The following is a 4,492-nucleotide window of genomic DNA, read 5'->3' as shown; positions in this document are numbered from 1 at the left end:
TTCTCCCCGTCACTATACGGGGAGAAGGTGCCGGCAGGCGGATGAGGGGCAGCGCAAGCAGTTGCCCGTTGGCCCTCGCCAGTCCTCTTACGTGTTCATCGAATCGAAGAAATCCGCATTGGTCTTGGTCTGCTTGAGCTTGTCGATCAGGAACTCGATTGCGTCGGTGGTTCCCATCGGCGCCAGGATGCGGCGCAGCACGAAGATCTTCTGCAGATCCTGCTTGGAAACCAGCAGGTCTTCCTTGCGGGTGCCGGACTTCAAGATGTCCATGGCCGGATAGATGCGCTTGTCGGCCACCTTGCGGTCGAGCTGGATTTCGCAGTTGCCGGTGCCCTTGAACTCTTCGAAGATGACTTCGTCCATGCGGCTGCCGGTATCGATCAGCGCGGTGGCGATGATGGTCAGCGAACCGCCTTCCTCGATGTTGCGGGCGGCGCCGAAGAAGCGCTTCGGCCGCTGCAGCGCGTTGGCGTCGACACCGCCGGTCAGCACCTTGCCGGATGACGGCACGACGGTGTTGTAGGCGCGGCCGAGGCGGGTGATCGAATCGAGCAGGATGACGACGTCGCGGCCATGCTCGACCAGGCGCTTGGCCTTCTCGATGACCATTTCGGCGACCTGCACGTGGCGCACCGCCGGCTCGTCGAAGGTCGAGGAGATCACCTCGCCCTTCACCGAGCGCTGCATGTCGGTCACTTCTTCCGGCCGCTCGTCGATCAGCAGCACGATTAGATAGCATTCCGGATGGTTGGCGGTGATCGAGTGGGCGATGTTCTGCATCAGAACCGTCTTGCCGGTACGCGGCTGCGCGTTGATCAGAGCGCGCTGTCCCTTGCCGATCGGCGCGACCAGGTCGATCACACGCGGCGAGATGTCCTTGGTGGTCGCATTCTCGATCTCCATCTTCAGCCGCTTGGTCGGATAGAGCGGCGTCAGATTGTCGAAGTGGATCTTGTGGCGGATCTTTTCGGGATCGTCGAAATTGATGGTGTTGACCTTCAGCAGCGCGAAATAGCGCTCGCCCTCTTTCGGGCTGCGGATCGGCCCTTCGACCGTATCGCCGGTCTTCAGCGAAAAGCGCCGGATCTGCGACGGCGAAATATAGATGTCGTCGGGACCTGGCAGATAATTGGCATTGGCGGAGCGCAGGAAGCCGAAACCGTCCTGCAGCACCTCGACCACGCCATCACCGATGATCTCGATCTCCTGGGCGGCCAGCTTCTTCAGGATCGCAAACATCAGCTCCTGCTTGCGCATGACGCTGGCGTTTTCGACCTCGAGCGATTCGGCATAAGCGATCAGCTCTGGCGGTTTCTTGTTCTTGAACTCGGCGAGTTTCATTTCTTGCATAGACGGACCTTGAATAGATGGAGTCTGGGTAGGCTTTGGGAAAATATCGGCGGGATGCGACAAATGCCGGGCGCGGCCGAAAACAATGAGGGGCGGCGCATGACGGGAAGGAAGACCCGTCTTTTATCGTCGGTCGGGTGAAAGAGCAAGCTGCGTTTTGCGTGACCTATGAAGGCTTGAAACGCATCACTGCCCGCCGTTGTCTCCTGGCCGTTTTTGAGCAGCATGCATCAGAACGGCTTGACCACCACCAGGATGACGATTGCGATCATCAGCAATGTGGGGATCTCGTTGACCATCCGCCAGTGCCTGGCCGGTTTTTCATTGCGGTCCTCGGCGAATTTGCGCACCGCGCCGGCCAGATATCCGTGAACGGCGGACAGCAAAAGCACCGCACCGATCTTGGCATGCAGCCAGCCGCCCTGGAAACCAAAACCCTTCCAGGCGAGCCACAGGCCGAACACCCAGGTGACGATCATCGCCGGGTTGATGATGCCGCGCAGCAGGCGCCGCTCCATCACCTTGAAGGTCTCCGATTGCACCGAGCCCTTCTCGGCATCGGCATGATAGACCAGCAGCCGCGGCAGATAGAGCATGCCCGCCATCCATGAGATGACGGCGAGGATATGGATCGCCTTTGCCCAGAGATAGAAGCTGTCGGGTGCCGCGAAATACAAAAGCGCGGTGAGAACGACCAGCACCGCGATACCTGATATCATCCGCATCATCGCCTGACCGGTGCTGTTCGCGTTTTTCATCTCAGCCATCAGCGTGTCGCGCTCCGCACCTGACTCACCATCGCCTCGACATGGGCGATCGGCGTCTCCGGCGTGATGCCGTGACCGAGATTGAAGATCAGCGGCCCGTCTCCCAGCGCCCTCAGGATCGCCTCGACGCCATCCGACAGCGCCTTGCCGCCAGCCACGAGCCGCAAGGGATCGAGATTGCCCTGAACCGCACCCGAGCGCTGCAATTCCTTCGCTGCGATCAGGGGTACCGTCCAGTCGATCCCCAGCGCCGTCACGCCGGTCTTCTGTCGATATGTCCGGTAGCGCGAACCGGCACCCTTGGGAAAACCGATGATCGGAACATCGGGATGAACCGCCCGCACCCGGCCAACGATCTCGGCCATCGGCTGAACGCAGAACAGGTCGAAACTCTCATCGTCCAGCACGCCGGACCAGGAATCGAATATCTGCACCACATCCGCACCCGCCTCGATCTGGCGGATGAGATAGGCGGCCGAATGTTCGGCAAGCACCTTCAGCAATCGTTGAAAGGCCACCGGTTCGCGATAGGCAAAAAGCCGCGCCGGCGCCTGGTCGGGCGTGCCATGACCGGCGATCATGTAGGTCGCCACCGTCCACGGCGCGCCGCAGAAGCCGATCAGGGTTGTCTCTTCGGGCAGTTTGGCCCGCAACCGGCGAACCGTCTCATAGACCGGTTCGAGATTCACGTGAAACACCTTGCCTTCCAGAGCCAAAATCTCCGGCGCGGTGATCGGCGTCAGCAGCGGCCCTCTGCCCTCTTCAAAGCGAACGTCACGGCCAAGCGCATGCGGAACGACAAGGATATCGGAAAACAGGATCGAGGCATCGAAACCAAAACGCTCGATCGGCTGCAAGGTCACTTCGACCGCAAGGTCGGGATCGTAGCAGAGGTCCAGGAACGAGCCTGCTCGCCTGCGTGTCTCCCGATACTCCGGCAGATAGCGTCCGGCCTGACGCATCATCCAGAGCGGAGGCGGAAAATGAGCCTTGCCCTTCAGGACATCCAGCATGATCCGGTTCTGGGGCATCGGGCGCTCGCTTCTCCCAGCCTCTTCTATAATCAAAGATTCTTATATCTAAGATTCTTCTGATTCTAAGAGTCTGTTGGTTCTGGTGGTTGTCACCTGTCCCGCTTTGCCCCGGAAAACACCAGCCAACATATTGTCGCGTGCTTCTTTTTCCCAGATGTAGGGTTCTGGGGATGGCTCGGAATTCATCAATCGAGTCAAAGCGTTAGGCATTGCGGTGAAAGGCGGGTCCTGTGGACGGACCGTAGTCGAAAAAAGCCGTCCCCAAACTTGTCCCCAATCGCCCGACGAAGCTGACAGCGCATCGAATTGTGGACAAACTGCCATCTGATACAGTCGCCTCCGACAGGCCAGTCTTTTCATCCCGCTTTATCCACAGAAGCCCACAGCCCCAGGTGACCCCCTGTGAACAAACCCCAGAGCTTCTTCCACCTGCACCTGATTTCCGACGCGACCGGCGAAACGCTGCTCGCCGCCGGCCGGGCGGCTTCGGCGCAGTACAAGGATGCGCGCGCCATCGAGCATATCTATCCGCTTATCCGCACCGAAAAGCAGGTGGCGAAGGTGTTCGAGGACATCGAGGAGGAACCGGGCATCATCCTCTATACGGTCGTCGACCAGAAGCTGGCGCGCGGCATCGACGAGCGCTGCGCGGCCATGGGCCTGCCCTGTGTATCGGTGCTGGAGCCGGTGCTGACCGTGTTCCAGTCCTATCTCGGCACCCCGGCCGGCCGCCGCGTCGGCGCCCAGCATGTCCTCGACGCCGAGTATTTCCGCCGCATCGACGCGCTCAATTTCACCATGGACCATGATGACGGCCAGTTGCCGCTCAACATGGACGATGCCGATGTGGTGCTGATCGGCATTTCTCGCACGTCGAAGACGCCGACCAGCATCTATCTCGCCAATCGCGGCATCAAGACCGCCAACATCCCGATCGTGCTCGGCGTGCCGGTGCCGGAAAGCCTGGTTGCCGCCAGCAAGCCGCTGATCGTCGGGCTGATCGCCACCGCCGAGCGCATCTCGCATGTCCGGCAAAATCGCATCCTCGGCAACAGCGGCTCGTATGAGGCATCGGATTATGTCGACCGCGCCGCAATCGGCGAGGAGCTCGCCTATGCCCGCAAGATCTGCACGCGCCATGGCTGGCCGATGATCGACGTCAGCCGCCGCTCGATCGAGGAAACGGCGGCGGCCATCGTTGCCCTGCGGGGGAAGAATAGATAGATGAGCGAGGAGTGCGTTTTCCGAGTCTTCCCTGGCGGAAATTCGGCGCCGCCCCTCACCTGCCTGCCGGCATCCTCTCCCCGTATAGTGACGGGGAGAGGGGCGCTGTCATTG

4 protein-coding genes are annotated in these 4,492 nt (G+C 60.6%); 1 reads left to right on the top strand and 3 read right to left on the bottom strand.

The annotated features are described in order from the left end of the window. Window positions 1-87 precede the first annotated feature (87 nt). The 3 genes from rho to hemE all read right to left on the bottom strand — a co-directional run bounded on the left by rho (window position 88) and on the right by hemE (window position 3,151). Window positions 88-1,353, bottom strand: coding sequence for a transcription termination factor Rho (rho, locus tag EN749_RS31230; protein ID WP_127268017.1), 1,266 nt, complete (start codon window positions 1,351-1,353; stop codon window positions 88-90). A 230-nt stretch (window positions 1,354-1,583) separates the two neighbouring features. Then, entirely contained in the window at window positions 1,584-2,120 is a 537-nt protein-coding gene (gene hemJ / locus EN749_RS31225; RefSeq protein ID WP_127808583.1) for a protoporphyrinogen oxidase HemJ, read from the bottom strand. Continuing rightward, window positions 2,120-3,151 (bottom strand): uroporphyrinogen decarboxylase, encoded by a 1,032-nt coding sequence (gene hemE / locus EN749_RS31220; RefSeq protein ID WP_127808581.1) that lies wholly within the window; start codon window positions 3,149-3,151, stop codon window positions 2,120-2,122. Before hemE ends, hemJ begins: the two co-directional genes overlap by 1 nt. A 405-nt stretch (window positions 3,152-3,556) precedes the next feature. On the opposite strand from hemE, the gene EN749_RS31215 reads away from it, so the two are divergent. Continuing rightward, window positions 3,557-4,378: a pyruvate, water dikinase regulatory protein gene (locus EN749_RS31215; protein WP_127320737.1), complete on the top strand. Its 822-nt coding sequence runs from the start codon at window positions 3,557-3,559 to the stop codon at window positions 4,376-4,378. Window positions 4,379-4,492: the final 114 nt, after the last annotated feature.

The sequence above is a fragment of the Mesorhizobium sp. M7A.F.Ca.ET.027.02.1.1 genome, from assembly GCF_004022985.1.
Classification (GTDB): Bacteria; Pseudomonadota; Alphaproteobacteria; order Rhizobiales; family Rhizobiaceae; genus Mesorhizobium.
Note: the sequence above shows the minus strand (reverse complement) of the source record. Positions and strands in the feature narration are given on the sequence as shown.